This window comes from Hoeflea sp. TYP-13 (assembly GCF_040932035.1).
In the GTDB taxonomy this organism is placed as follows: Bacteria; Pseudomonadota; Alphaproteobacteria; order Rhizobiales; family Rhizobiaceae; genus Hoeflea_A.
Map to the genome: position 1 here is coordinate 1,544,132 of NZ_JBFRBB010000001.1, position 26,473 is coordinate 1,570,604.

The 26,473-nt window shown below is 58.1% G+C and carries 21 protein-coding genes; 12 read left to right on the forward strand and 9 right to left on the reverse strand.

Going from position 1 to position 26,473, the window contains the following annotated elements; translation table 11 throughout:
* Positions 1-144: 144 nt before the first annotated feature.
* Positions 145-2,247: a molybdopterin oxidoreductase family protein gene (locus ABVT35_RS07235; RefSeq protein WP_368465609.1), complete on the forward strand. Its 2,103-nt coding sequence runs from the start codon at positions 145-147 to the stop codon at positions 2,245-2,247.
* An 8-nt stretch (positions 2,248-2,255) separates the two neighbouring features.
* On the opposite strand, the gene purN is transcribed toward ABVT35_RS07235, so the two are convergent.
* Entirely contained in the window at positions 2,256-2,954 is a 699-nt protein-coding gene (gene purN, locus ABVT35_RS07240) for a phosphoribosylglycinamide formyltransferase (RefSeq protein WP_368465610.1), read from the reverse strand.
* On the reverse strand, positions 2,951-4,018 hold the full coding sequence (purM, locus tag ABVT35_RS07245) for a phosphoribosylformylglycinamidine cyclo-ligase (RefSeq protein WP_368465611.1): 1,068 nt from the start codon (positions 4,016-4,018) through the stop codon (positions 2,951-2,953). Before purM ends, purN begins: the two co-directional genes overlap by 4 nt.
* A gap of 372 nt (positions 4,019-4,390) precedes the next feature.
* On the opposite strand from purM, the gene ABVT35_RS07250 reads away from it, so the two are divergent.
* From ABVT35_RS07250 to ABVT35_RS07275, 6 genes are all read left to right on the forward strand, one after another.
* Entirely contained in the window at positions 4,391-4,921 is a 531-nt protein-coding gene (locus ABVT35_RS07250) for a CDP-alcohol phosphatidyltransferase family protein (protein ID WP_368465612.1), read from the forward strand.
* 43 nt (positions 4,922-4,964) lie between these two features.
* Positions 4,965-6,092 carry an AI-2E family transporter gene (locus tag ABVT35_RS07255; RefSeq protein WP_368465613.1) on the forward strand — a complete coding sequence of 376 codons (1,128 nt, stop codon included), beginning with the start codon at positions 4,965-4,967 and terminating at the stop codon, positions 6,090-6,092.
* Complete coding sequence (gene hdaA, locus ABVT35_RS07260) at positions 6,082-6,804, forward strand: DnaA regulatory inactivator HdaA (protein ID WP_368466293.1); 723 nt, start codon at positions 6,082-6,084, stop codon at positions 6,802-6,804. The genes ABVT35_RS07255 and hdaA overlap by 11 nt, the downstream gene beginning before the upstream one ends.
* A gap of 63 nt (positions 6,805-6,867) precedes the next feature.
* The gene (locus ABVT35_RS07265; RefSeq protein WP_368465614.1) at positions 6,868-9,066 is read left to right on the forward strand and encodes an RNA degradosome polyphosphate kinase; all 2,199 of its coding nucleotides are present in this window, start codon (positions 6,868-6,870) and stop codon (positions 9,064-9,066) included.
* Positions 9,067-9,072: 6 nt separating this feature from the next.
* Entirely contained in the window at positions 9,073-10,590 is a 1,518-nt protein-coding gene (gene ppx, locus ABVT35_RS07270) for an exopolyphosphatase (protein WP_368465615.1), read from the forward strand.
* A 71-nt stretch (positions 10,591-10,661) separates the two neighbouring features.
* Positions 10,662-11,051, forward strand: coding sequence for a carboxymuconolactone decarboxylase family protein (locus ABVT35_RS07275; RefSeq protein ID WP_368465616.1), 390 nt, complete (start codon positions 10,662-10,664; stop codon positions 11,049-11,051).
* Positions 11,052-11,062: 11 nt separating this feature from the next.
* Here the strand turns inward: ABVT35_RS07275 and rnd are convergent, their stop codons facing one another.
* On the reverse strand, positions 11,063-12,214 hold the full coding sequence (gene rnd / locus ABVT35_RS07280) for a ribonuclease D (protein ID WP_368466294.1): 1,152 nt from the start codon (positions 12,212-12,214) through the stop codon (positions 11,063-11,065).
* A 19-nt stretch (positions 12,215-12,233) separates the two neighbouring features.
* Positions 12,234-13,505, reverse strand: a complete 1,272-nt coding sequence (locus ABVT35_RS07285; RefSeq protein WP_368465617.1) for an MFS transporter — start codon at positions 13,503-13,505, stop codon at positions 12,234-12,236.
* Positions 13,506-13,727: 222 nt separating this feature from the next.
* Between ABVT35_RS07285 and aspS the strand changes: the two genes are divergently transcribed.
* Complete coding sequence (gene aspS, locus ABVT35_RS07290; protein WP_368465618.1) at positions 13,728-15,518, forward strand: aspartate--tRNA ligase; 1,791 nt, start codon at positions 13,728-13,730, stop codon at positions 15,516-15,518.
* Between the two features lie 57 nt (positions 15,519-15,575).
* Here aspS and ABVT35_RS07295 read toward each other — a convergent pair whose 3' ends face one another.
* Positions 15,576-16,766: a hypothetical protein gene (locus tag ABVT35_RS07295; RefSeq protein WP_368465619.1), complete on the reverse strand. Its 1,191-nt coding sequence runs from the start codon at positions 16,764-16,766 to the stop codon at positions 15,576-15,578.
* A gap of 231 nt (positions 16,767-16,997) precedes the next feature.
* On the opposite strand from ABVT35_RS07295, the gene parC reads away from it, so the two are divergent.
* Both parC and speB read left to right on the forward strand, forming a co-directional pair.
* On the forward strand, positions 16,998-19,250 hold the full coding sequence (gene parC, locus ABVT35_RS07300; protein WP_368465620.1) for a DNA topoisomerase IV subunit A: 2,253 nt from the start codon (positions 16,998-17,000) through the stop codon (positions 19,248-19,250).
* 46 nt (positions 19,251-19,296) lie between these two features.
* Entirely contained in the window at positions 19,297-20,265 is a 969-nt protein-coding gene (gene speB, locus ABVT35_RS07305) for an agmatinase (RefSeq protein ID WP_368465621.1), read from the forward strand.
* Positions 20,266-20,273: 8 nt separating this feature from the next.
* Here speB and ABVT35_RS07310 read toward each other — a convergent pair whose 3' ends face one another.
* The 4 genes from ABVT35_RS07310 to hemB form a co-directional block, all read right to left on the reverse strand.
* Positions 20,274-21,023 carry an arginyltransferase gene (locus ABVT35_RS07310; protein WP_368465622.1) on the reverse strand — a complete coding sequence of 250 codons (750 nt, stop codon included), beginning with the start codon at positions 21,021-21,023 and terminating at the stop codon, positions 20,274-20,276.
* Positions 21,024-21,051: 28 nt separating this feature from the next.
* Positions 21,052-22,890 (reverse strand): SLC13 family permease, encoded by a 1,839-nt coding sequence (locus ABVT35_RS07315; RefSeq protein ID WP_368465623.1) that lies wholly within the window; start codon positions 22,888-22,890, stop codon positions 21,052-21,054.
* A gap of 213 nt (positions 22,891-23,103) precedes the next feature.
* A complete protein-coding gene (locus ABVT35_RS07320; RefSeq protein ID WP_368465624.1) occupies positions 23,104-23,583 on the reverse strand; it encodes an RDD family protein in 480 nt (159 codons plus the stop codon).
* 164 nt (positions 23,584-23,747) lie between these two features.
* Positions 23,748-24,755, reverse strand: coding sequence for a porphobilinogen synthase (hemB, locus tag ABVT35_RS07325; protein ID WP_368466295.1), 1,008 nt, complete (start codon positions 24,753-24,755; stop codon positions 23,748-23,750).
* Positions 24,756-24,979: 224 nt separating this feature from the next.
* Here hemB and ABVT35_RS07330 point away from each other — a divergent pair, with 224 nt between their 5' ends.
* Together ABVT35_RS07330 and ABVT35_RS07335 are read left to right on the forward strand one after the other, a co-directional pair.
* Positions 24,980-26,038 (forward strand): enoyl-CoA hydratase/isomerase family protein, encoded by a 1,059-nt coding sequence (locus ABVT35_RS07330; protein WP_368465625.1) that lies wholly within the window; start codon positions 24,980-24,982, stop codon positions 26,036-26,038.
* Positions 26,035-26,460, forward strand: coding sequence for a DUF6163 family protein (locus ABVT35_RS07335; protein WP_368465626.1), 426 nt, complete (start codon positions 26,035-26,037; stop codon positions 26,458-26,460). Before ABVT35_RS07330 ends, ABVT35_RS07335 begins: the two co-directional genes overlap by 4 nt.
* Positions 26,461-26,473: the final 13 nt, after the last annotated feature.

Consider the following 26,473-nt stretch of genomic DNA (forward strand, 5'->3'; position numbering starts at 1 on the left):
ATGCGCGGCTGTAGGGAACTGATTCCAGTGGTCCGGTCGTATGACTGCCACTTCATTTCGCCAGATTGCATCGGCGCGAAATGGTTTCATCGGCACTGTCCTTGCTCTATATCCATCCCATCGCGCTAGCAGAACGGGAATCACATGAATAATCCTGCGCCAATACGCACGGGCTATACCGCCTGTCCGCATGACTGTCCGTCTACCTGTGCACTGGAAGTGGAGCTTTTTGACGACAGGACCTTTGGCCGTGTTCGCGGTTCCCGGGAAAACAGCTACACCGCGGGCGTCATCTGCGCCAAGGTTGCGCGTTACGCAGAACGGGTCCACCACCCTGACCGCCTGACGAAACCATTGCGCCGCAAGGGTGCGAAGGGCGAGGGCAATTGGCAGGAACTGTCCTGGGATGATGCGCTGGACCTGGCGGCGGAGGGACTGCTCAGGGCCGAGGAAAAATGGGGACCGGAAACGGTCTGGCCCTATTTTTATGCCGGCACGATGGGGCTGGTGCAGCGCGACTCGATACACAAACTGCGCCACGCGAAGAACTATTCGGGCCAGTTTGACAGCATCTGCACCAACGCCGCCTGGACAGGTTTCTTCCTCGGGGCCGGAACCATGGCCGGTCCTGATCCGCGCGAAATGGCAAAATCCGACTGTGTCGTGATCTGGGGCACCAACGCGGTTGCTACGCAGGTCAATGTCATGACCCATGCGGCCCGCGCCCGAAAGGAGCGCGGCGCCCGGATCGTCGTTGTCGACATTTACGACAATCCCACCGCCAAGCAGGCAGACCTGAAGCTGATCCTGCGGCCGGGTACGGACGGCGCGCTCGCCTGTGCCGTCATGCATATCCTGTTTCGCGATGGTTTTGCCGACCGTGAATATCTTCAGCAATATGCGGACGATCCTGACGGATTGGAAGAGCATCTCAAATCCCGCGGACCGCAATGGGCGGCCGAAATCACCGGACTTTCAGTCGACGAGATCGAGGCGTTCGCCAGCCTTGTCGGCCACACCAAACGCACTTATTTCCGGCTTGGCTACGGCTTTGCCAGGCAGCGCAACGGCGTCGTCAACATGCATGCCGCATCCTGCATTGCGACCGTTACCGGCGCGTGGAAATACGAGGGCGGTGGTGCGTTCCACTCCAACGCGTCCATTTTCAACCTCGATAAATCTGAAATCATGGGAACGTCCATGCGCGATTCCAGCGTGCGGTTCCTCGATCAGTCACAGATCGGGCGCGTTTTAACGGGCAATACCGAGGCGCTGCGCAATGGCGCGCCGATAACCGCGCTTCTCATCCAGAACACCAATCCGGTCAATGTTGCTCCCGAACAGCGTCTGGTCAAAGAAGGCTTTCTGCGCGACGATCTCTTCACGGTTGTGCATGAGCAATTCATGACCGAAACCGCGCAACTGGCGGACATCGTTCTGCCGGCTACGATGTTTCTGGAGCACGACGATATCTACCGAGGCGGCGGCCATCAGTTTGTGGTTCTCGGACCGAAACTTATTGAGCCGCCGCTCGGTCCCGAGCCCAACCTGTTCGTGATCAATGAACTTGCCAAACGGCTCGGCGTGCCGGACCCTGAGGTCTTCGAACCGGACGCCACAGCGCTGATCGACGGTATGCTGCGAAAAAGCGGCCATGGCGACATTGAATCCTTGCGCGAAAACCGCTGGATCGACTGCCAGCCGGATTTCGAGACATCACATTTCGTCCGGGGCTTTGCATGGCCGGACGGAAAATTCCGTTTTCGACTGGATTGGCAAGATGCTGCCGCGCCAAGCAGGCCGCCCCGATCGATGGGGCCGCAAGGTCCTTATGAAGCGCTTCCTGAATTTCCTGACCATGTCGACCTGATTGAAGCGGCGGATGAAAAGCATCCCTTCCGGCTGGCAACAAGCCCGGCGCGTACCTTCCTCAATTCAACCTTCACGGAAACCGTTTCCTCTAAAGAAAGGGAGGGGAGGCCGGAGTTGCTCATCGGCCGTGATGACGCCCTTGCGCACGACGTTGCCGATGGCACGCTTGTGACAATCGGTAATGAGCGCGGATCGGTTCGCCTCCATGCACGGCTTGTCGATGGGCTGAAGCCCGGTGTTCTGGTCTCTGAAGGCCTGTGGCCCAACCAGGCTTTTGTTGACGGCGAAGGCATCAATGTGTTGACGGGCGCTGACAGCATCGCTCCGTTCGGCGGTGCAGCCTTTCACGACAACCATGTGTGGCTGCGAAGCTGAGCGGCAGGTCACCCGGCGTCGATCTCGTTTGAATAAAGGATCGAATTCTCATCCGCGGCGGGATAGTCGCTGAAAAGCACCGTTCCGCTGTCGGTGATCTTCACCCTGCCTTCGGCGACCAGCCGCAGGGCGGAGGGGTAAAGGCGGTGTTCGGCCTTGACAACGCGGGCCGCCAGCGTCTCGGCGTCGTCGTCGGGAAGAACCGGCACCGCCGCTTGGGCGATAACCGGGCCTTCGTCCATGCCCTCGGTGACAAAATGTACGCTGCACCCGTGTAGCCTGACCTGATGCGTCAGCACGCGTTGATGGGTATCAAGGCCCGGAAAGCTGGGCAGCAGGGAAGGGTGGATATTGATCATTGAACCCAGCCACTTGCGCACCAGTTCACCGGATAAAAGGCGCATATATCCGGCGAGGCACACAATATCGGGCTGCATTGACTGGAGAGCGGTCTGAATGGCTTCTTCGTGGGAATCCCGCGTTGCGTAGTCCTTACGGTCGATGACATGCGTTTCGATGCCGTAGTCGGCGGCGAGTTGCAGTCCCCCGGCACCGGGTTTGTCCGAGATGACCCCGACTATACGGCACGGATAACCGCTCGCCATGCTTGCCGAAATCAGCGCGTTAAGATTTGAGCCGCGGCCCGAAATCATCACCACGACCCGTTTGCGCTTGGCGCCGGCGGGCTTTTGACTGGCTGCGCTCATAGTTTCAGCGCACCTTGATAATTCACCCGCGCACCCTCGGACCGCTCTTCTAGGTGACCGAGTTTGACGACCGTCTCGCCGGCAGCCAGCAGCGCCTGCGACACGCGCTCGGCGTCAGATTTAGCGACCACTGCGATCATGCCGATCCCGCAATTGAACGTGCGCAGCATCTCCTTTGCTTCAACGCCACCGGTGCGCGCCAGCCATGAAAAGACCGGGGGCGGCGCGATGGCATCCAGATCGACCGATGCGGCAAGATCTTCCGGCAGCACACGCGGGATATTCTCTGGAAATCCGCCGCCTGTGATGTGGACAAGCGCCTTGATAGCTCCGGTCTCACGAATTGTCTTGAGCACCGAACGAACGTAGATCCGCGTCGGGGTCAGCAGGGCTTCTGCCAGGTTCGATCCATCCTCGAAAGGAGCGGGGGCATTCCAGGCAAGTCCCGAGGTCTCAACGATCCTTCGTACCAGCGAAAACCCGTTTGAGTGGACGCCGGCGGATGCCAGGCCAAGGAGGATGTCACCTGCTTCGGCATTGCCTGTTGGAAGCAGCGATCCGCGCTCGGCCGCACCGACGGCAAAGCCGGCAAGATCATAGTCGCCGCCTGAATACATGCCCGGCATCTCGGCCGTTTCCCCGCCGATCAGCGCACAGCCGGCGTCCTGACAGCCTCTGGCAATACCGGCAACGATCGCTTCACCCTGGTCGACGTCGAGTTTTCCGGTTGCAAAATAATCGAGGAAAAACAGAGGCTCGGCCCCCTGGACCAGGAGGTCGTTGACGCACATGGCGACCAGATCGATGCCGACCGTGTCATGCATGCCCGAATCGATGGCGATTTTGAGCTTGGTGCCGACACCGTCATTGGCCGCTACAAGCACCGGATCGGTAAAGCCCGCTGCCTTGAGGTCGAAGAGTCCCCCAAATCCACCGATTTCACCGTCGGCGCCGGATCGCCGTGTCGCCCGGATGTGGGGTTTGATGCGTTCCACCAGGCTATTGCCGGCATCGATATCGACGCCGGCGTCGCTGTATTTCAAACCGTTTGTCCGCTCGGTCATGCACGTCCTCAGATTTTTCCGCAGAATTCGCAGTGCGCACTGGATTTCAGGTGCGAAATGACACGTCCTGCCCGGCTGTGCAAGGTGCTGCGCCCCTACGCACCCATTTAAAGTATATTTACGAGCGAAGGCGTATGTAATCGTACATTAATCAAATTCGCTGCGGTGCAATCTAAACACTTGTTCACGCATTGAAATTGTGAATGGTGGATACGAAATAGAAGCTATGTCCGTTGTATCGGATGCGGGCCCGCCCCGTGGACAATATGAGGTATATCCGGTTTGCATGTTGCCGCCGCTGTGCAATCTGGAGTTTGCGTCTTCGTGGGCAGGTGCAGCAAATGCGGCTAACAGGTAGAACGATCCCGGCGCATGACAATACCGAATATCATTACCTTTATGCGATTTCTGATGGTGCCTGCGGTTGTTTATGCCCTGTTGCTGGGGGAGATGATGCCGGCCTTCGTCATATTCGTGATCGCCGGCATTTCCGACGGCGTCGACGGATTTATTGCCCGGCAATTCAACCAGCAAAGCGAGCTTGGCGCTTATCTCGATCCGATCGCCGACAAGCTGTTGCTTGTAACGGTGTTTATTATGCTGGCAATTCTCGGGTTTCTGCCCCATTGGCTTGTGGTTCTGGTGGTGTCGCGCGACGTGTTGATTGTCATCGCCGTGATCTTGTCCAGTGTGATGGCGCAGCCCGTCGCTGTAAATCCGATTTTTGTCTCCAAGGCCAACACCGCGTTCCAGATAGCATTGGCGTCCGTCGTCCTTGCGGAACTGGCGTTTGGCGTGACGTTTGGGGATCTGCGGCTGATTTTGATCTACAGCGTTGCGGCATTGACCATCCTTTCGGCCGCCGCCTATCTCAAGGTATGGGTCGATCACATGGCCGGATGATCCGGCCGAAATTCAACCGGCTAGACAGGGCGCGGGGATTAGCATGGCAACTCAGATCAACAGGGCGTCGCTGCGTCGGCAGGCCATCTTCTGGCTGGCGACTTTTTTTGTGTTTGGGCTTTTTCTCTACGTCTTTCGCGGCATCTTACTGCCTTTTGTAGCCGGTATGGCGCTTGCCTATTTCCTCGATCCCGTTGCTGACAAGCTTGAGAGCTGGCGCGTTTCGAGGCTGATGGCCACGGTCATTATCCTGATTGCTTTTCTGCTGATCTTCATCATCGCGCTGATGATCGTTGTTCCGGTGCTGGCAAGCCAGGCGAGCGGATTCATCAGCAAACTGCCCGAATATGTCGAACAGCTGCAAAAGTTGATCGCGTCCACGAATACGGAGTGGCTGACCAAATGGATCGGGATCGAGATGCCGGATCTCAAATCGTCACTCGGCAATGTTCTTTCCGAAGGGGCGGGCCTGGTAGGCACGCTGTTCCTTCAGATATGGAACTCCGGTAAAGCGCTGGCCGACCTCGCATCCCTGTTCGTTGTAACGCCGGTGGTCGCTTTCTATCTGCTGCTCGACTGGGACCGCATGGTGGAAGCCGTTGATGACTGGATTCCGCGCCGGTATCTGGAAACGGTTCGTGAAATTTCCAGGGATATGAACAGCGCGATAGCCGGGTTCGTTCGCGGCCAGGGCAGCGTTTGCCTGATACTGGGCATCTACTACGCAGGCGGACTGACGCTTGCCGGTCTGAATTTCGGACTGCTCATCGGCCTGTTCGCCGGGTTGATCAGCTTCATACCCTATGTCGGGTCCATGGTGGGGCTTGTCCTCGCCCTCGGGGTCGCGCTGGTTCAGTTCTGGCCGGATTATGTGTCGATCGTGATTGTGCTTGCCGTGTTTTTCTCCGGACAGTTTTTCGAAGGCAATATTCTCCAGCCGAAACTCGTCGGCCGCAGTGTCGGGCTGCATCCCGTTTGGCTCATGTTTGCGCTGTTTGCGTTTGGTTCGCTGTTCGGATTCGTTGGTCTCCTTATTGCTGTTCCGGCGGCGGCGGCACTTGCGGTTCTTGTGCGGTTCGCACTCAAACGGTATTTGGATAGCGACTTATATGATGATGGCGCCGCACCCGCGGGTGGTCAGAAAAATGCAAAAGAAGACAATGGGCAGTAGCGAGAGCAAGGCGCGGGATTCCGCGTCCGGACAACTGCCGCTTGATTTTGAGCATCAGCCGAGCACCACTCGGGACGATCTCGTCATATCGGATCCGCTGAGTGCCGCCATTGGCATTGTCGATATCTGGCCCGAATGGCCCTCGCCAGTGGTTATTCTGGCCGGACCGACCGGCGCCGGTAAAACCCACCTTGCCAATATCTGGAAGGAGCGCGCGGGTGCAGTGACGATGTCCGCAACAGGCGACGAGGACAAGGTCTTGCGCCTGGCGGAGGCCGGCCCGGTGCTTATTGAGGACATCGATCGGGAAGGATTTGACGAAACGCTGCTCTTCCACCTGATTAACACGGTTCGCCAGCATGGAACCGCCATGATGATCACAACACGCATGTGGCCGGCAGCCTGGCCGGTTCAGCTTCCGGACTTGCGATCGCGTCTGCGCGCGGCAACGATTGTTGAAATTGGCGAGCCTGATGATGAACTGCTTGAGCAGGTAATCGAAAAACTGTTTGCAGACAGGCAGATAGTGATCGATCCTAAAGTAGTCTCCTATTTGGTCCAGCGCATGGAACGATCACTTGATGCGGCGCAGACGATCGTGCAGCGCATGGATCAGATTGCACTCGCCCGGCGAGCCAAGATTAACCGTTCATTGGCGGCGGAGGTGCTCGCGGATCTGGAAGCAAACGGTTATGATGCTGATTTGTCATAGGCTTATCGTCGCATGTGCATATCATTGGCCGCGGTGTATGATTGATTGTGAATGGATGGATGAATGGACGACAAAGCAGCAATAGCTGGCGAAGGAAGAGAGCCTGAGGATACCGTCGAAGCGCTCATGGAGAGCCCTGAGCGCTTTGTAAACCGCGAGTTTTCCTGGTTGCAGTTCAATCGCCGGGTTCTTGAGGAGACGCAAAACAGCGCGCATCCCCTGCTGGAACGCATCCGTTTCCTTTCCATATCCGCGGCGAACCTCGACGAGTTCTTCATGGTTCGCGTCGCCGGACTTGAGGGGCAGGTTCGCGAGGGCATAACCAGCCGTTCTGCTGATGGCAGAACCCCGCTGCGCCAGCTGAATGAGGCACTCGACGAGATCGGAAAATTGCAGCTTGAGCAGCAGGCATCGCTTGCCGTTTTGCAGCAATATCTTGCCGAAGAGGATATCCTGATCGTCCGGCCCGCCGATCTGAGCGAGACTGACCTCGACTGGCTGAAGCAGGAATTTCTTGAATCAATCTTTCCGGTGCTGACGCCGCTCTCCATAGACCCGGCGCATCCGTTCCCGTTTATCCCGAATCTCGGATTTTCGATTGTGCTCAAGCTGTTCAGCCAGAAGCGGAAGGAGCCGATGACGGCGCTGTTGCGCCTTCCCGTCGCGCTCAACCGGTTCGTCCGCCTGCCGAACCGGGACCAGCAGGTGCGCTACATCACGCTTGAAGACGTGGTTGGACAGTTCATCGGCACGCTGTTCCCGGGCTACAGTGTGCATGGATCCGGAACCTTCAGAATTATCCGCGACAGCGACATCGAGGTCGAGGAAGAGGCGGAAGACCTTGTCCAGTTCTTCGAACGCGCATTGAAGCGCCGGCGCAGGGGATCGGTGATCCGCATCGAATTCGATTCAGAAATGCCTGAAGCCCTGCGCAACTTCGTGACGACAGAGCTCAATGTTCCCGAGGACCGGGTCGCGGTTCTGCCTGGCCTGCTTGCCCTGGCGACGATTTCTGAAATAGTCGACACACCGCGCGATGATCTGAAATTCGAGCCCTACAATGCACGCTTTCCCGAGCGGATCCGCGAGCATGGCGGTGACTGCCTTGCCGCCATCCGCGAAAAGGACATTGTCATTCACCACCCGTATGAATCCTTCGATGTGGTGGTCCAGTTTCTGCGCCAGGCGGCACGCGACCCCGATGTGCTGGCTATCAAGCAGACGCTCTACAGGACTTCGAACAACAGCCCGATCGTCCGTGCGCTGGTGGATGCCGCAGAGGAGGGCAAATCAGTCACTGCGCTGGTCGAATTGCGCGCACGATTTGATGAAGAGGCCAATATCCGCTGGGCGCGCGACCTGGAGCGCGCCGGGGTGCAGGTTGTGTTCGGTTTCATCGAGCTCAAGACCCACGCCAAGATGTCGCTCATCGTGCGCCGCGAGGAAGGCCGGCTAGCCAGCTACTGCCACCTAGGAACCGGCAATTATCACCCGGTAACGGCCAAGATATATACCGACCTTTCATTCTTCACATGCGATGCCGATATCGCCCATGATGTCGCCCACGTCTTCAATTTCATCACCGGCTACGGCCAGCCGACCGAGGAGCTGAAGCTGGCGGTTTCTCCCGGTACGCTCAGAAGCCGGATGATTGAGCATATCGAGGCTGAAATCGAACATGCCGGGGCCGGGCGTCCCGCCGCCATCTGGATGAAAATCAACTCACTGGTCGATCCCGCTACCATCGACGCGCTCTACCGGGCCAGCCAGGCGGGCGTTGAAATTGACCTTGTGGTGCGCGGTATCTGCTGCCTGCGGCCACAGGTTCCGGGCTTGTCCGACCATATCAGGGTCAAATCGATCGTCGGCCGTTTCCTTGAGCACAGCCGTATATTCTGCTTCGGCAACGGAAAGGGACTGCCCAGCGCCGAGTCACTGGTCTATATCGGCTCGGCCGATATGATGCCGCGCAATCTCGACCGCCGCGTCGAAACGCTGGTGCCGCTGGAAAACCCGACCGTCAAGGAGCAGGTCCAGGGACAGATCATGCTCGGAAACCTGATCGATAACCAGCAGAGCTACGAGATTTTGGGGGACGGCACATCCCGTAGAATGGATGTGCGCGCAGGAGAGGAGCCATTCAACGCGCAGCACTATTTCATGACCAATCCCAGCCTGTCGGGACGCGGTGGAGCGCTGGCTTCAAGTGCACCCACGCTGATTGCGGGACTGGTTTCACAGCAGAAGAAGTTGAGCAAGTAATACCGAATGGTTGAATCCGAAGCCCAGGGCCGCCTGCCTGGCATAGCACCGGTATCCGTCGTCGATATCGGTTCCAACTCCGTGCGTCTGGTCATCTATGAGGGGCTGAACCGCACACCGACGGTTCTGTTCAACGAGAAGGTTCTGTGCGGGCTTGGAAAGGGTATCGCCGCGACCGGTCTGTTGCACATTGAAGGCGTCAGCCGCGCGCTGGCGGCATTAAGACGCTTTCACGCCCTGTCCGAGCAGGCCCGCGCCACCGGGCTTCACGTCATTGCGACGGCTGCGGCCCGCGAAGCTGCCAACGGTCCCGATTTCATCCAGGAGGCGGAAGCCATTCTGGGGCAGAGCATCAATGTGCTGAGCGGCAGGCAGGAAGCCTACTATTCGGCGCTCGGCGTCATCAGCAGTTTTTTCGAGCCGGATGGCATCATCGGCGACCTGGGCGGCGGTTCGCTGGAACTCGTCGATATTACCGGAAGTGATATCGGTGACGGAATCACGCTGCCGATCGGCGGCCTGCGGCTGTCAGAGGCTGCTGAAGGATCGATCGGCAAGGCCCGGCAGATTGTGCGCACAAACCTTGCCGCAGCATCCCTTCTCAAACAGGGAAAGAAAAGGACCTTTTATGCCGTCGGAGGAACCTGGCGAAATCTCGCCAAGCTCCACATGGAGGTAACGGGCTATCCGTTGCACATGACGCAAGGCTACGAAATAGACGCCGACGAAGCGGTCGATTTCCTTCACAGCGTCGAAAAAGGTGCGACTGCCAAAGCCAAGGCGATGCGCGCCGTGTCCCGCAACCGGCGCAGCCTGTTGCCCTTCGGCGCGGTGGCCATGGCCGAAATACTCAGGGAAATGCGTCCGCGGAAGGTGAGTTTCTCAGCGCTCGGGGTGCGTGAGGGTTTCCTGTATTCGCTGCTGGACGACAATGAGCGGTCTCGCGATCCGCTGCTCAGCGCCGCAAATGAGCTGGCGATCCTTCGGTCCCGGTCTCCCGAACACGCGAGGGAACTCGCCGACTGGACCGAGGGCGCATTCAAGGCTTTCGGTGTCGAAGAAAGCATCGAGGAAGCGCGCTATCGCCGCGCCGCGTGCCTCCTTGCCGATATCAGCTGGCGCGCTCACCCCGATTACCGCGGCTCGCAATCGCTCAACCTGATCGCCAATGGCACATTTGGCGGCATTACCCATGCGGGCCGGGCCTATATAGCGCTTGCGAATTATTACCGCTTCGAGGGGATGCGCGGCGACGGACACAGCGAGTCCATTGCGGCAATCGCCACGCCCCGGCTGCAGCAGTTCGCCAAACTGCTCGGCGGGCTCCTGCGGATCAGCTATCTGTTCTCGGCATCGATGCCCGGCGTAACGCCGTCGGTAAAATTCAGCCCGGTTGCCGATGATACGCTGGTTCTCAACGTTCCTGAAAGACTGCGCAGTTTCACCGGCGAAAGGCTGGAGGGCCGGCTTCAGCAGCTCGCGCGGCTGACCGGAAAAACGCTGCACCTCAACATCGAATCCTGATCACTGCGATCACCGATGCACCCCCGGTTGCGACCCGTTCGCACCGGCACGATAACTATGGAGATCTCGCTATGTCGCACAAGAGCACTGTCGAAATCGGCCGCCAATTGTCCGAGGAACTCAACCCTGGAATGGAAGCGGCGCTGGAAGAGCGTTACGGCCATCTTCTGCCCGGGCTCTCCGAAGCTGTCGTCGACTTTGCCTATGGGAGGCAATATGCCCGGCCAGGGCTCGATCTTCGAACCCGTTACCTCGCGACAATTGCGGCATTGACTGCCTTGGGCGGCCAAACGGCACCGCAGCTGAAAGTGAATATCGGCGGCGCGCTGAAGGCGGGCGCCAGCCGTGAGGAGATTGCGGAGGCGATCTGGCAAATGGCGCTCTACGGAGGATTTCCGGCCGCAATCAACGGCCTGAATGCGGCGCTGGAGGTCTTCGCCGAGATTGACGCGGCGTCATAGCGGGCCAGACGTCAGTCCTGCAGCTCCACCACCTCGACCTTGCGGTCGATGAAGCGCAGCGCCATTTCTCCGCGCAGGAGTTTCAGAGCCTTTTCACCGAACAGCTCCCGGCGCCAGCCGGAGAGCGCACCGACTTCGGCCTTTTCGCCCTCCGCGGCGATGCGCTCCAGATCGTCGGTATTGGCGATGACCTTGGGAGCAACGCCATGTTTCTCAGTGGTCATTTTCAAAAGGACCTTGAGAAGCTCGCTTGCCGCCGCCGCACCCTCCGGCGCCTGCGCGGGTTTGTTGAGCCGCGGCATTTCATCTTTCGGCATGGCGAGCGCTGTACTGACAGCATCGATAATGGATCCGGCCGCCTGCGATCGCTCCCACCCCTTCGGAATGGTGCGCAGCCGCCCCAGCGCGCCGGTGTCGCGCGGCTGCTGCTGGGCGATTTCATAGATAGCGTCGTCTTTGAGAACGCGCCGGCGCGGAACATTGCGTTGCCGTGCCTCCCGTTCACGCCAGGCCGCAACATGCTTCATGATGGCAAGCTCGTGCGGTTTTCTGACCCGCATGCGCAGGCGCGTCCAGGCCTCGTCTGGGTGCAGGTCATAGGTGGAAGCCGATTCCAGGATATCCATCTCTTCCTTGACCCAATGCTCGCGCCCTTCCTCCCGAAGCCTTTTATTGAGCATTTTATAAACGCCGCGCAGATGGGTTACATCTGCAAGGGCGTAATTAAGCTGCTTGTCCGAGAGCGGACGCTGGCGCCAGTCCGTGAAGCGTGACGTCTTGTCGATCTGCGCACCGACCGTTTTTTGAACGAGCTGGTCGTAGGACACTGAATCGCCAAAGCCGCACACCATGGCGGCAACCTGGGTGTCGAATATCGGATGTGGAATGAGCTCGCCGAGATTATAGATGATCTCGATATCCTGACGTGCCGCGTGAAATACCTTGATAACCGAAGTGTCCGCCATCAGCGCGAAAAACGGTTGCAGGTCGATACCGTCAGCCAGCGGATCGACAATGACGGCAAGATCGTCTGTCGCCATCTGGATGAGGCACAGCTCAGGCCAAAACGTCGTCTCGCGAATGAACTCGGTGTCGATTGTGAGGTAATCAGATTGGGAAAGTGTCTTGCAGGCCGCTTCCAGCGCGCCGGTTGTACTGATGATATCCATAAACGCTCTTTACCTAATTATCCTCAACTTGTCTTCCATTACCTGACATGCGGTCGCGCTCCTTGCGTCCTTCCTTGCTTGCCATGCGTGTGAAAGACAGCGACGTCCTCAAAAGCGCGTGGTAGCGGCCACGCGCGCCGCGCGGCACGCCGGCCCGGACCCTCATGCGCCAAAGCGTTATCACGATAAGCGCTCCGTGAATGGCGCTGGTAAAGGTGAAGAGCACCGAAGGGCCGAATATCTGCATCAGCGCGGACGAAATGAACGGACCTGCAGTTGCGCCCACCGACCAGAAGAAGATCAGTCCGGCAGCGACATGCACATACTGGTCTTTCGACGCATGATCGTTTGCATGGGCCGCTGAAAGGGAAAAGAGCGGCAGGGAAAAGGCACCGAACATGAATATGCCGATATAGTTGAGCAACGGATCGGACTTCGCCACACCGTTGATGTATAGGCCGGCAAGCGTCGCACCGGTGGTTGCAATCAGCAGGATGATGCGCCGGTCGTAGCGGTCCGACAAAATGCCGAACGGATATTGCAGAACCGCACCGCCGAGAATGCCGGCGCCCATGAATGTGGCGATTGCGGTAACCGGCAGACCGATGGTCTGGGCATAGATAGGCCCGATCATGCGGAAGGTGGCGTTGGTCAGGCCAATCGCAACACAGCCGATGCAGGCAATGGGCGAAAGCCGCCAAATGAGTGTCGGGCTGAAGGAAAAGCTACTCGGCGGTTTCGGATTTGACTTGTCCGCCAGCGAAATGGGCACCAGCGACATGCAGATCATGATTGCCAGGATCGCAAATATGGCAAAGCTCGACGCGCCAAACACGGGAATGAGATATTGAGAGGCAGTCACCACGACCATATCCACCAGCCGGTAGATGGAAAGCACCCGGGCGCGGTTCTCGTTGGTGACGCCTGAATTGAGCCAGCTGTCGACGGTGGTGAAGAGCGAAGCAAAGCAAAGCCCCATCAGGAACCGCAGCACGATCCACACGACAGGATCGACGATCAGGACAAGAAGCAGGGTTCCGCTGGCGGCAATGGCGCAAAGTGCGGAAAATGCACGGATGTGTCCGACCGCCCGCAAAATACGCGGCACGATGAAGCAACCGCCCATGAACCCGGCGAAATAGGATGCACCGATGATGCCGATCATCAGTGTCGAAAAACCTTCATCGGCGCCGCGAAGCGAAATCAGCGTTCCCTGAAGCCCGTTCCCGGCGAGCAGGATGGCGGCTGCCACAAACAGCGGGACAAGCGGTCGTATGGAATTCATCTTGAAATCATTACGGTCTGGGAAGGACTCTCTCTGGCTGCCGACAATAACACCGTTCTGAAGTTTGTCTTGCGGAATCCACGCTGATTGTGCGGTTATTTTTGCCCGCTTGCTTGACAAATCACGCCGGTCATGCGCTTGTCCGCGCGGCTTTCACAGTGACTTTGAGCCCGTTTGGGCCGGATGTCGTTTCATATGCAAAAAACCAATCAGGAAAGACCGATGCACCGCTATCGCAGCCATAACTGCGCCGCCCTTCGCAAATCCGATGTCGGATCCACCGTCAGACTTTCTGGCTGGGTCCATCGTGTGCGTGACCATGGTGGCGTCCTGTTCATTGATTTGCGCGACCATTACGGCGTGACACAGGTGGTGGCAGACCCCGATTCGGATGCGTTCAATCTGGCTGAAACCGTGCGCGGCGAGTGGGTCATCCGCATAGACGGAGATGTAAAGGCCCGTTCCGACGATACGGTCAATCCAAACCTGCCGACCGGTGAAGTTGAGATCTACGCCCGCGAAATCGAAGTGCTTTCGGCGGCAAGCGAACTGCCGCTGCCGGTCTTTGGCGAGCCGGAATATCCCGAAGACGTCCGCCTGAAATACCGCTTCCTCGACCTGCGGCGTGAAACGCTCCACAGGAATATCGTTCGCCGCACGGAAATCATCGGCGCCATGCGCGATCTGATGGGCAAGGTGGGCTTCACCGAGTTCTCGACGCCGATTCTCACTGCTTCCTCACCCGAAGGTGCGCGCGACTTCCTGGTGCCGAGCCGCATTCATCAGGGCAAATTCTACGCCCTGCCGCAGGCCCCGCAGCAGTATAAGCAGCTGATTATGGCGTCCGGCTTCGACCGGTATTTCCAGATTGCTCCGTGCTTCCGCGATGAGGATCCGCGCGCCGACCGCCTTCCGGGCGAATTCTATCAACTCGACGTGGAGATGAGTTTCGTCGAGCAGGAAGATATTCTCCAGACGATGGAACCGGTCATCCGCGACGTTTTCAAAAAATTCGCCGACGGCAAGCCGGTTACGCAGGAATTCCGGCGTATTCCATACGCCGAGGCGATCAGCAAATACGGTACCGACAAGCCGGACCTGAGAAACCCCATCGTGATGGAAGCCGTCACCGAGCATTTCGCCGGATCGGGCTTCAAGGTCTTTGCGAACATGATCGCCAACGATCCGAAGGTTGAGGTCTGGGCGATTCCCGCCAAGACCGGCGGCAGCCGTGCCTTCTGCGACCGGATGAACTCCTGGGCGCAAGGGGAAGGCCAGCCGGGGCTCGGCTATATATTCTGGCGCGAAGAGGAGGGTGCCATTGCAGGTGCCGGGCCGCTCGCCAAAAACATCGGTCCCGAGCGTACCGACGCGATCCGCAACCAGCTTGGACTGGAAGCCGGGGACGCCTGCTTCTTTGTTGCCGGCGTGCCGCAGAAATTTGCCGGCTTTGCCGGCGATGCGCGCACGCGCGTTGGCGAGGAACTGAATCTCATAGATACCGAGCGTTTTGAGCTTTGCTGGGTCATCGATTATCCGTTCTACGAATGGGATGACGAAGAAAACAAACTCGATTTCTCGCACAACCCGTTTTCAATGCCCCAGGGCGGGATTGAAGCGCTGGACGGCGATGATCCGCAATCGGTGCTGGCTTATCAGTACGATGTCGTCTGCAATGGCTTTGAAATCGGGTCGGGCGGTATCCGCAACCATATTCCGGAACTTATGGTCAAGGCCTTTGGCATGGTCGGACTTGACGAAAAGGTGGTCGAGGAGCGTTTCGGCGGTCTTTACCGCGCTTTCCAGTACGGCGCACCTCCGCACGGCGGTATGGCGGCCGGCATCGACCGCATGGTTATGTTGCTGGTCGGCGCCAAGAACCTGCGTGAAGTCACCATGTTCCCGATGAACCAGCAGGCGCAGGACCTCCTGATGGGCGCACCCGGCGAAGCCGAGGCCGCGCAGCTCAGGGATCTCAATCTGCGGATCATCCCGGTCGCCAAGGACGAGTGACCGTTTCAGAAACACGGATAATAAAAAACCCGCCATTCGGCGGGTTTTTTATTTGTATCACTGGTTTGCCGTTACCGAGACGTTGAGCACGTCAGGCAGGGTCTGCGGTGCGCCCATGGCCGAACCGACCAGTGAGGCGAAGGGTAGCGGAGCATTCGGCTGGGCGCTGACCTCGATGCTCTTCGGATCGGCAAGATAAAGGCTCACAGCTTCCGTGACCTGCTTCTGGAAATCCGGGTTCTGCAGCTGCGCCAGAGCAAAAGGCAGCATGCCCTGCAGGCCTTGTACCATCTGGTCGCGGCTCATGCCCTGCTGGCTGGCCACCATATCAAGGACCTTGTTGGTTACCGAGGCATCGTCAAAACGCAGTGAAAGCGAGTTGAATGTCAGCTGCTGCATCATGCCGAGGAGGGCGAAGCCCATTGCCTGCTGCGCCTTTTCATCGTCTGCCTGGGCGGCCATCTGCTCCTGCAGTTCCTGAAGGCCGCGCACGAAGTCCATCGTGTAACCGGAAATCGAGAACTGCATGTCCAGGCGTCCGACATCGTTGAGTGTCAGCGAATATTCCGACAAGGTGAGTTCGCCGGTCGGCAGCGACCAGTATCCGTCAACGACAATATCGCCGCCCACATACTGGTAGCCCATACCGTCAATGGCTTGCTGCGCCTCGGCGTCCGGAACTTCACTCAGATCAATTTCCAGCCCGTCGGCCCGGCCTTTGAAATCCATGCGCGTGTCGTCTGAATTCTTCGAAAGCGTGACAGATGATTTGGCGATCTTGAAGACGTCGCGTCCCTCGACCGTGACCGCCAGGGGGCCGGTCGTTGCTGAATCGTAGTAGAGCATATCATCGAGCGATTCCATTTTGGCTTCCGCCGGAACCCGAAGATTGTTCACTGCAAGATCTTTAAGCGTGAGTGACACGTCGTCTGAGGAGAACTCGATGCTGTCTTCCACAAACGAATCGACCAGGTAGCCGCCCGAACCATCGTCGGCAACGCCGTTGAAGGTCATGTCCCCTAGTTTGATGGTTTCATCTTCTCCCGGAATTCCGACCGATACATTGCTGAGCACAATGCTGTCACCTTGCTCCGAAACACCGTCATACTTTATCTCCGCACCCTGGGAGGAGTAGGCTGCTGCAAACTTCTTGGCGAAATCGTCAGCGTCCACTGCAGAAGACAGTTGCGAGGACGCTAGGAGCACGATGCTCGCTGCAATCCCTGTTTTAAGATATCTGGCGCGCATTTCTTTTCCTTCCTGGTGCTTGAATATCGGTTTCTTTTAGCGCCAACACGGCGGCGGGCACCATTCAAACGTGTTTCTGCGTTAAGAAACAGCTTATGCGTTGCTTTTTTATGACGGTAACCTCCCCGGATACCTTACATGGTTGCTGGAAGGTTATACTTCAACAGTTCGAGAGCCTTTCAAAAGGCACCAAGCCTTGCTGCGAATCAACGTTTCGGCTAATTGCAGGCTATGGGAAAAAGCCTTATTCCGCCCGGCAGCGGCGATGACAGATCAGAACCGGTAGACCTGAAATCGGCGCTCGAGGAGCGCTATCTCGCATACGCGCTGTCGACCATCATGCATCGCGCACTTCCGGATGTGCGCGACGGCCTGAAACCCGTGCACCGCCGTATCGTCTACGCGATGAGCGATATGGGTCTGCGCTCAGCCGGCGGCTTCAAGAAATCCGCCAAGATCGTCGGCGAGGTGATGGGTAATTTCCATCCCCATGGCGACCAGGCGATCTACGATGCGCTGGTGCGACTGGCGCAGGATTTTGCCGTGCGGTATCCGCTGGTCGACGGGCAGGGCAATTTCGGCAATATCGACGGCGATAACGCCGCCGCGATGCGCTACACGGAATCCAAGATGACCACGGTGGCTGAATTGCTGCTGAGAGGCATCGATGAGGACGCCGTTGATTTTCGCACGACCTATGACGAGGAAAACAGCGAGCCAGTGGTTCTGCCGGGAGCGTTTCCGAACCTGCTCGCCAACGGTGCGACAGGCATTGCGGTCGGCATGGCGACATCGATCCCACCGCACAACGCCGCCGAACTGTGCGATGCGGCCCTGCATCTCATCAAACATCCCAACGCGACGATCGAAAAGATGGTCGAAATGGTACCGGGCCCGGATCTGCCGACCGGCGGCGTGATTGTCGAGGACAGGGCCTCGATCCTGGAAGCATACAAGACGGGACGCGGCGGCTTTCGCGTGCGCGCCCGCTGGGAAAAGGAAGACGCCGGACGCGGCAGTTACGTCATTGTTGTAACCGAGATTCCCTATCAGGTTCAAAAGTCGCGCATGATCGAAAAGATCGCCGAGCTGCTGCTTGCCCGCAAGCTGCCATTGCTCGACGACATCCGCGATGAATCGGCAGAAGATATCCGGCTGGTCCTTGTGCCGAAGAACCGCAGTGTCGATCCCACATTGCTGATGGAATCGCTGTTTAAGCTCACGGATCTCGAATCGCGCATTTCGCTGAACCTCAACGTCCTATCAAAGGGCAGGGTTCCGAAGGTCATGTCATTGCCGCAGGTGTTGCTGGAATGGCTCGAACACCGCAAGGAAGTTCTGCAGCGCCGGTCGCGCCATCGCTTGGCGGCGATAGAAAGACGGCTGGAGATTCTCGGCGGCTATCTGATAGCCTATCTCAATATCGACGAGGTCATCAGGATTATCCGCGAGGAGGATGATCCGAAGGCCGAGCTGATGCGCCGTTATGAGCTTACGGACCTTCAGGCCGAATCGATCCTCAATATGCGCCTGCGCTCCCTGCGTAAGCTCGAGGAATTCGAAATCCGCAAGGAGTTCGACGGGCTGACGGCCGAAAAGGCCGAGATCGAGGCGCTGCTTGCCTCTGACGAAAAACAGTGGGCGACGGTTGCCTGGGAAATCGGCGAGGTCAAGAAGCAGTTCGGCAAGGATACCGAGATCGGCCGCCGCCGTTCCAGCTTCGGTGATGCGCCCGACACGGATATCGAAGCCATCCAGCAGGCAATGATCGAGAAGGAACCAGTTACGGTCGTCGTCTCGCAGAAGGGCTGGATCCGGGCCATGAAGGGCCATCTTTCGGATTATTCGGGCCTTACCTTCAAGGAAGGCGACAAGCTGAAATTTGCCTTCCCTGCGCATACCACCGACAAAATCATCCTGTTCACCACCGGCGGTAAATTCTACACGCTCGGCTGCGACCGCCTGCCGGGCGGCCGCGGACATGGCGAACCGGTGCGTATCATGGTTGATATGGACAATGATCAGGATATCGTCTCGGCCTTCATCCACGACCCGGCGGGCAAATTGCTGCTTGCATCGACCGTCGGCAACGGGTTTATCGTTCCGCAATCCGATATCACCGCCAATACCCGCAAGGGCAAGCAGGTCATGAACGTCAAGCTGCCGGTGGAAGCCACCTTGTGCGTGCCGGTGAGCGGTGACAGCGTCGCGGTGATCGGCAAGAACAAGAAGCTGCTCATTTTCCCGCTCGTGCAACTGCCTGAGATGGGCCGCGGCAAGGGCGTGCGCCTGCAGCGCTACAAGGATGCCACCATTGCCGATATCAAGACCTTTGCGATGGATGAGGGGCTGACCTGGCAGGATTCCGCCGGCCGCACCCACACCAAGATGAAGGAAGAACTCACCGAATGGATGGGCGACCGTGCGCAGGCAGGCCGCATCGCGCCGCGTGGATTTCCGAGATCGGGTCGTTTTTCAAGCTGATATTGATGTAAGCTCCGGCCACAACAGTATGTAAGCGGAGACGGCGATGAGCGAAGGCGACAAAAAACACGGCTATGAATCAGGCCGGCTGAACCTTCCGTTCGTCGGGCTGTGCACCTTCGGCAAATACCCTTACGTCGAAGACTGGGACGCCATCGATGCGGACGTCGCTATATTGGGTGCGCCGTTTGACTTCGGCACGCAGTGGCGTGCCGGCGCCCGCTTCGGTCCGCGCGCTATACGCGAAGCTTCGACACTGTTTTCCTTTGGCCATGCCGGTGCCTACGACCACGAGGACGACATCACCTATCTCGATGCGGACAAGGTCAAGATCGTCGATATCGGCGATGCCGACATCATCCATACCGATACGGTCGGCAGCCACAACAACATCGAGTTCGGCGTCAGAAAAATCCTGGAAGCCGGAGCGGTCCCCGTGGTTCTCGGCGGTGATCATTCCGTCAATATCCCCTGCATCAATGCCTTCAGCGATGAGGAGCCTTTCCATCTGGTGCAGATCGACGCCCATCTCGATTTTGTCGACGAGCGCCATGGCGTGCGCTACGGACACGGCAATCCGATGCGCAGGGCAGCCGAAAAGGACTATGTCACCGGCCTCAGCCAGATCGGCATTCGCAACGTGTCATCGACTGCCAAGGATGGTTATGAAGCGGCACGCGCGATGGGCGCCGACATTTTATCCGTGCGCCAGTTCCGCAAACTGGGCGTCGATGCCGTCCTTGAACGCATTCCGGCCGGGGTTCGCTATTACGTGACCATCGACATCGATGGATTCGATCCGTCTATTGCTGCCGGCACCGGAACGCCGAGCCATGGCGGTTTTCTCTATTACGAAATCCTCGAACTGCTCGACGGGCTGACCAAGCGCGGCTCGATCATCGGCATGGATCTTGTCGAAGTGGCGCCCGAATACGACCACTCAGGCTCAACGTCGATCCTCGCCGCACAGGTGTTGATGAACACAATTGGGCGTATGCTTCATCACGGCAGGTAAGGGCAAAACTACCCCTCAAATCGCTCCCAGCCGCTGGCCATCAGGTGATCCTGCGGTAAAAAACGCGTCTTGTAGTCCATCTTGCGCGAGCCGGCGACCCAGTAGCCGAGATAGACATGCGGCAGGCCGCGATCCTGGGCCCGGCGGATATGATCGAGGATCATATAGGTGCCGAGCGAACGGTCGGAAAAATCCGGGTCGAAATAGGAATAGACCATCGAAATGCCGTCGCCCATGAGATCACTGAGCGCCACAGCGATGAGCTGCCCCTTCTGCTTGTCGTCGCTGTCTATGCTGCTGCCACCGATGCGGTACTCGATGATTTTGGTGGGAACGTGCGTGTCCTCGACCATCATCGCATAGTCGAGAACGGTCATGTCGGACATGCCGCCCTCATTGTGACGGGCATCGAGATAGGCGCGGAAAAGGGAATATTGTTCGCTCGACGGCTCAGCGGGAAACTCCTGCGAAACGATATCGCGGTTGCGCGCCAATATGCGCTTCATCGAGCGGTTGGGCGAGTATTCCCCCGCAAGGATGCGCACCGATACGCAGGCGCGGCAGGTCTCGCAAGCCGGTCTATAGGCTATGTTCTGTGAGCGCCGGAATCCGCCCTGGGTCAGAAGATCGTTGAGATCCGCTGCCTTTTCACCAACCAGATGCGTAAACACCTTCCGCTCGAACTGCCCTTCCAGATAGGGGCAGGGGGAAGGGGCAGTCAGGAAAAACTGCGGAGACTGGACGGGTTGGTTTGTCATCTACGGGTGCACGACTCCTTTACGGCAACTATAATCCATAATACCACGGTGCGATAATCGAAAATGTTAACCAGATGATCACAACAAGCGGAAGTCCCGCGCGAAGATAGTCCCGGAAACTGTAGTGCCCGGGACCCATGACAAGCAGGTTCGTCTGGTAGCCGATGGGTGTGGCAAAGCTGGCATTGGCAGCGAATATAACCGCCGCGACGAACGCTTCCTGCGAGGCACCGAGTCTTGCGGCGACACCAAGCGCAATCGGCATAAACAGCACCGCCGTCGCATTGTTGCTGAGGATATTGGTGACGACCGCCATAACCAGAAACAGCAAAGACAGGACAACCGGAACCGGAGCACCGTCGAGCGCCATCACCGTGCTGTCGGCAATCAGCGATGCGCCGCCGGTGCCCTGAAGGGCCGTCGCAAGGGCAATGGACGAGCCCACAAGCAGAAAAACCTGGCGGTCGAAGGCACGGGCCGCCTGATAGATGGTGAGACACCCGAATGCCAGCATCAGCACAGCGCCGGTAATCGCGCTCACCACAATCGGCAGGATCTCGAAGGCCGAAAGCAGGATAATGCCCATGAAGATGGAAAAGGCGATCGTCGCCTTGCGGCTTTGCGGAACGGGCTCGGCGGAATGTTCGAGCAGCAGAAGGTCGTGGTCGCCGCGCAACTGCAGGACCTGCTCGTAATTGCCGCCCAGCAGCAATGTGTCGCCCGGCTCCAGCCGGATTTCCGAAAGCGGCATGCGTGCCATGCGGCTCTTGCGCTGGACCCCGAATACGGAAACGCCGTGGCGGGCCCTGATACCGGAAAGCTGGATGGTCCGTCCGGCAAAGCGCGAGCCGGGCGCAATCACGGCTTCGACAAGATGATAGTCGGGGCCTGGCCGCTGGCTTTCGCCGCCATCTTCGGTTTGATCGCTCGATTCAGCCGTATCGTCCGGATCGGCAACGGCGTTGCCGAGCGCAAGCGCGCGCGAAAAGGCCCGCCGGGTTCCGGTGACGACCAGCGTGTCGCCGGCGGAGATGGTGATATCCTCAAATGGCGGCAGGATAGGCACGTGCCGCCTGTGCATCAGCCGTGGTGTCAGATCGCGGATGCCGGGAAACATGCCCGCCTTTGACTGCAGGCCGACAAACGGGTGCCCCGCCGAAACGGGTATTTCGCCGATGAACTGTGCGCCTTGCGTGGAATGGTCCCTGGTCATGACCGACGGGCGCTCGCGCATCATGGCGGGCATCAGGAAAAGCACATAAAGCCCGCCGACAAGGGCAAGCATGGAACCCATGCCGGTGAGGTCGAAAAAGGCGATATGCACACCGTAATCAGCCGCAACGCCGGCCGCAATCAGGTTGGTGGACGACCCCAGAAGCGTCGTCATGCCGCCGAGGATGCACATGAAAGACAGTGGCATGAACACCTTGAAGCCGGGATAATTGCGCTGCGCCGCGATCACTGTGAGGATTGGAATGAAGATGACGACGACGGGGGTGTTGTTCAAAAATGCACTCAGGACACCGGCGGCGATGATGACAAAGAATATCGTCCGCCGGCCACTTGCGCCCCCAAGTTTGCTGATGTTTCGTGCCGGGCCGTCAATGGCGTCGGTTGCGAATAGACCCTGGCCGACAATCAACAGGGCGATGACAGTCGCAAGCGCCGGATCGGAAAACCCTGCCAGCAGCTTTGAAGGCCCCAGTTCAACGCCTTCCGCTGTTGTGTAAGGCATGGAGCCAAACAGCAGGAGAAGGATCGACAGGCTGCCCAGCGACACGGCTTCCATGGAGAACCGCTCGGATGCATAGGCAATAATGGTCGCGCCAATGATTACAAAGGTCGCCAGAAGGTGGAAATCCTGCATGCCCTGCCTTGATATTTTTTTCCGTTATGCGCGGGCTCCAATTTTATCCGCCGTTTCGTCCGGATCAAAGCGGCATATTGCCTTTATACGGCTAAATTAGCGGCAGCTTTGCCCGATAGTGCCGGACACAGAAACACCATTCCACACGGCGCGGTCCTGAAGGGCGCGCCGTGCGGTCAGGCAATTTGCCGCTAATCGAGATAATTCAGGGAATTACAGATCGTCGCGGATGACGACAACGCCAAGCAGGAGGTCGTGGAGCAGGCGCTTGCGGTTCGCAAACAGGCTGACCAGCAGGATCAGCGGGGTGAAGATGACATTTCCCGCCCAGAACAGCACCGCATGGACCATTGCCAGCATCGGGTCGACATCATAGCCGTCCGTGCGCAGCATGCGAATGCCCATGACCTGCATGCCGGGCGTTGCCTGTTTGATGCCGCCGAGCGTGAGGCCGACATAGGGAAGGGCAACGATAGCAAAGAGCACCGAATAAAGCATCCAGCCGAGGCCGAAGCTGAATATTCCGAGGAAAAATATCAGAACGGCTACCGGCACACACAGTGCCAGGACCAGGGCATAGTCGATAAAAAACGCCATGATGCGGCGCGAGCGAACGCCTTCGTAACGCTTCCAGGTATCAAGTTCTGCATCCATTTCAGGCACCGCATCCGTCGTTACTGGTGACTGTGTCATTGCAACATCCTTCATACAAATACAAGCCTGGGCGACATAAGCCTCGCCCGCGGCATTACGGGCCACGGGCGGGCAGCGCATCTTGCTGTTTTTGCTGTCTGATATGACAAAGGTGGGGACTGTTCACCACCGTTTCAAGTACGTGTGCGGTGGCAGTTCGGAAATCACCGCTGCGACAGTATCTGCGCGGCCTCGGCAGCAAAATAGGTAAGGATGCCGTCACAGCCGGCGCGTTTGAATGCCAGCAGGCTTTCAAGCATGGCGCGCTCGCCGTCGATCCAGCCATTGTGGTCGGCCGCCTTGATCATCGAATACTCGCCGGAAACCTGGTAGGCGAAGGTCGGCATGGCGAAGGTTTCCTTCAGCCGCCAGATGATGTCGAGATAGGGAAGGCCCGGCTTGACCATCAGCATGTCGGCACCTTCCTCAACATCCAGGGCTGCGTCCCGCACGGCCTCATCCGTATTTGCCGGATCGATGTAGTAGGTGCGCTTGTCGCCTTTCAAAAGACCCTGGGTGCCGATGGCCTCGCGGTAGGGGCCGTAAAAGCTCGAAGCATATTTGGTCGCATAGGACATGATACCAACATGGCTAAAGCCGCTGCCGTCAAGTGCGTCGCGGATTGCTCCTATGCGCCCGTCCATCATGTCGGATGGCGCAATGATGTCCGCGCCGGCTTCAGCCTGAAGCACAGCGGCTTCCGCCAACTGGGCCACCGTTTCATCATTGACGATTATGCCGTCCCTCAGGATCCCGTCATGCCCGTGGCTGGTGAACGGATCGAGTGCGACATCTGTTATGACGCCGATTTCGGGAATTTCCTGCTTGATGAGGCGCGTTGTCTGATTGATCAGATTGTCGGTCGCAAGCACGTGCGATCCTGTATCGTCACGCAGGTCGATTTCGATATTGGGGAATGTGGCAATGGCAGGAATGCCGAGTTTCGCCGCCTTTTCTGCCTGCCTGACCGCAAGGTCCGGTGTGACGCGCTGAACGCCCGGCATTGCCTCGATATCCTCGCTGCGATTGCTGCCGGGTATGAGGAATATCGGCCAGATCAGATCATTGACCGTCAGGCTGTTTTCCTGCACCAGGCGCCGTGTCCAGTCGGCGCCGCGGTTGCGGCGCATGCGGCGTCCGCCGGTGATCTCGTCAACGGTGCGTCGGGACAGGGCTGATTTGTCGATTCGCCGGTTCATTGCACTCTAGCCTGCGTCTGAATTGGACCGATTTGTCATTCCTTATCATGCGGCGCCATCGCATTCCAAGCGGCCAATATGTCGCCGTCGGCGACTGTAGCACGTCCACTCTGTCGAGACGAATGATCGGTGTGCCATTGACCTAAGGCAAGGGGCTGCTTAGAGCATGGGTGACTGAAAGCACGGGATGGTCGAAAATGACATTTGGCGCGGAAGATGATATTGCATTTGACGTCAAAGGGAACGCAGGCGTCATTACGCTAACGCGATCGAAGGCGCTGAATGCCATCAACGACAAAATGGTCATGGCAATCGACGCGGCGCTCGATGCCTGGGAAGCCGACGCCCGGATCAAACACATCATTATCAAGGGTGAGGGGCGTGCGTTCAGTGCCGGCGGCGATCTGCTCGAACTCTACGACATGGCCAAATCCGGTCATCTTCATTACGACTTTTTCCGCGACGAGTATCGTCTCAATGCGCGCCTGGGTGTTTTCCCAAAACCGATCATCGCGCTCATCAACGGCATTATCATGGGCGGTGGCGTCGGGATCGCGGTACACGGCCGCTACCGCGTGATGACGGAAAATGCGGTATTCGCCATGCCCGAAGTCGGTATCGGCTTCTTCCCGGATGTCGGCGGAAGTCATTTTCTGCCGCGGTTGCCAAAAAACTGCGGCATGTATCTGGCACTCACTGGCGGACGCATCCGTGCGGCTGATGCACTTATTTGTGGCATCGCGACCCATTCGGTAAAAGCGGATGCACTGGACGATCTGGAAGCTGCCCTCTGCGAAGCCGAAGATGCGGGTTCCGTTTTGGACAGCTATGACGACCGCCAGTCCATGCCGGAAAGCAAACTCGATCACGACGAAATCGACCGCCTGTTTTCAGCCGGCTCCGTCCGCGAGATCATCTCCAATCTTGAAGATGCACAGGAAGACAGCGCTTTCGCCAAATCGGCGCTTGAAGCGATGGCAACAAAATCACCGACAAGCATGTCGGTTGCTTTCCGGCAGTTGCAGGAAGGAATAAAACTGAACCTGGCGGAATGTATGCGCATGGAGTTTCGCATTCTGGTAAGGATGCTGCGCGGACACGAATTCACTGAAGGCATCCGCGCGGTCATTGTTGACAAGTGCAACAATCCCGTTTGGCATCCGCCGACGCTGGAAGAAATCAGCGCGGCGGATGTCGATGCCTATTTCGAACCTCTTGGCGATGATGAGCTGACTGAGTTTCCAGACGCAAAATGAGCGATTTGAGAGATCAAGGCGCTCCGCGCCCAAGCACTACCGAGCTTGCGTTCGATATCTTTCACCGGATAATCGCCATCTTTTGCCTGATCGCCGGATTGCGCTACTGGTCGCTGCTGATTGGCGTCGCGGAGCAGGGGGCATGGCGGTTCGATCTTCTGCCCGTGCACTGGAAGATAGCCGCCGCAAGTCTTGCGGTACTATGGCCTGTAGCCGGCATAGGATTATGGATGATTGTCTCCTGGGGGCCTGTCGTCTGGCTGGTTGCGGCGCTCACCGAAATCGCCATGCACGGGTTGTTCCCGGAACTCTACGGCAATGACTGGTTGATAATCGGCACGCACGTTGCTGTAGCAATACTTTACGGTGTTTTCCGTATTGTGTTATATTTCTCTAAACGAAGTGATGAACAGGTTGAGTAAGGTTTTATTCACT